Origin of the sequence: Geobacillus proteiniphilus (assembly GCF_001908025.1) — a bacterium.
GTDB classification, from domain to species: Bacteria; Bacillota; Bacilli; order Bacillales; family Anoxybacillaceae; genus Geobacillus; species Geobacillus proteiniphilus.
This window is the reverse complement of sequence record NZ_MQMG01000110.1, coordinates 1-1,810: the sequence shown is the minus strand read 5'-3', so window position 1 is coordinate 1,810 and position 1,810 is coordinate 1. Positions and strand designations below refer to the sequence as shown.

General features: G+C 45.1%; 4 protein-coding genes. 2 read left to right on the top strand and 2 right to left on the bottom strand.

Annotation, left to right across the window (positions count from 1 at the left end):
• Together BRO54_RS20740 and BRO54_RS20735 are read left to right on the top strand one after the other, a co-directional pair.
• Window positions 1–436: winged helix-turn-helix domain-containing protein (locus BRO54_RS20740; RefSeq protein ID WP_239691301.1), on the top strand; the 436-nt coding region annotated here is incomplete at its 5' end.
• Window positions 390–929, top strand: coding sequence for an IS630 family transposase (locus BRO54_RS20735; protein WP_074044846.1), 540 nt, complete (start codon window positions 390–392; stop codon window positions 927–929). The genes BRO54_RS20740 and BRO54_RS20735, both read left to right, overlap by 47 nt.
• A 91-nt stretch (window positions 930–1,020) precedes the next feature.
• Here BRO54_RS20735 and BRO54_RS19685 read toward each other — a convergent pair whose 3' ends face one another.
• Both BRO54_RS19685 and BRO54_RS18705 read right to left on the bottom strand, forming a co-directional pair.
• A complete protein-coding gene (locus BRO54_RS19685) occupies window positions 1,021–1,410 on the bottom strand; it encodes a hypothetical protein (protein WP_193408817.1) in 390 nt (129 codons plus the stop codon).
• A 12-nt stretch (window positions 1,411–1,422) separates the two neighbouring features.
• On the bottom strand, window positions 1,423–1,788 hold the full coding sequence (locus BRO54_RS18705; RefSeq protein WP_074044845.1) for a hypothetical protein: 366 nt from the start codon (window positions 1,786–1,788) through the stop codon (window positions 1,423–1,425).
• Window positions 1,789–1,810 lie beyond the last annotated feature (22 nt).

The window sequence follows — 1,810 nt, the reverse complement described above, 5'->3', positions numbered from 1 at the left end:
GGAGGTGGCCTCCATGGTCAACGTGTGCCGACAAACCGTTTCCTATTATGTGTCACTGTTCAACGAAGGCGGTCTGGAGCTCTTGCTTCATCGGGATTTCGCCCCCGAGCGGGAGCCGTTTCTCACCGAAGAACAGCAGGAAGAGATCAAACAGCTTGTGTTGACCACCACTCCCGTGGAACTGGGCTGGGACGTCGCTTCGGCGTGGAACACCAAACTCCTGCAATCCTATGTCGAAAAGCACTTCGGTGTTTGCATTTCCCGCGAAGCGTTGCGAAAACTCCTGCACCGCAAAGGGCTGTCGTGGACACGGCCGACCTACACATTGGCGAAAGGAAACCCGGATGAGCAAAAGCAATTTGAAACACAAATGGATCTAATAAAAAAACTTGATCACCAAGGAGACAGAAGATGCTGTTCTTCTGTACATCGATGAAACCCATATCCGCTCTTACCATGTCTTGCGGTCCACATGGTCGGAAGTCGGCCGCCAAAAACAAGTGCCGATGTTCGGCCATCATGTCCACGCATCGCGGTTTGGCGCGGTCAACATCCACGATGGCGAAACGGTGCTTCACCAAACGACTGCCGCCAATGCCGCGACGTTCTTGGATTTCTTGAGAATGCTCAAAGAGCGCGATCCAGACCGTCTCATCGTCTTGGTGTTGGATCACGCCCGCATTCATCATGCCAACATGGTCAAGGAGTTTTTGCAGGAAGAAGGGCCATGTTTTCACTTTCTTTCCCTCCCTCCCTATTCGCCACAGCTGAACCCAATCGAACGCTTATGGAAATGGCTGAAAGATACGGTGATTGCCAATGTATTTCACAAGGATCGCAACGATATCATTCAAGCCATTACTCGGTTTGTCAACTACATCCACGAACGTCCGGAGGAAGTGCTGCAGCGCTTAGGGTGTGCAGGATGACTGAGAAGTTAACTCTTCATGTTGCATGTATATATAAAATGAAGATGCTCATTGGGATCAAATTCCACGCTTATCCACTCCCTGCAATTGATTACCATCTTAATGCACCAACCCAATTTTTCGGTTCTGCATCTCTAAACTCCTTGATCATGTCCAAATAATCGTTAATATTTTCAACCGTTGCATCCCTTCCTTCGAATTCCAGAATAAAAGCCGCTATATAGCGCCAAACATTAGGGCCTGTCCATGATGATAACGATATATTGTACAAATTTTCCCAAACATGCTGAAAATCCATTTGAAGATGGAACTTTGAACGAATCTCTAAACTTTGTTCAAGCGTTTTCGTACGGTGTCTCCATATTTCTGCCCCACCTTCTTCAACTCCAAGAAACCAAATCGGGGCATTGACATTTCCATAGCCAATCCAATTATACAAACATGAACGAACCGGTCTTTCAAAAGAAGTCGAAGTTTCCATCCCTATTTCTTGCTACTTCATTTTGTTACTATCATGGTTCAAATTTGCTCCAGTTTGTATCATTTCAGCACTTTTCCCTGACATAAACATCATGGCAATCTCAATCACTTCCCTTAACTGTTCTTCAGAGAAATGGGCAATTCTTATCCATCCTCGTGGATCAACGTTATATCCTTTTTTCTTTATGATTTCACTATCCATATACTTGCCATTTACATATCCATTTCCATTAGGGGATAACTCCCTAGCTAATACTTTCCCTCTTTGCCGGCTTTCTGGATAAACATAATTTACTCGATCGTAACTTATAGGCTTTTCTTGTAGCTGCTTATATGACCGAAAAATCGCTTTCTTATGCTCAAAGCTCAGCATGTTCATTCCTCTCCCCCTATATCTTTAA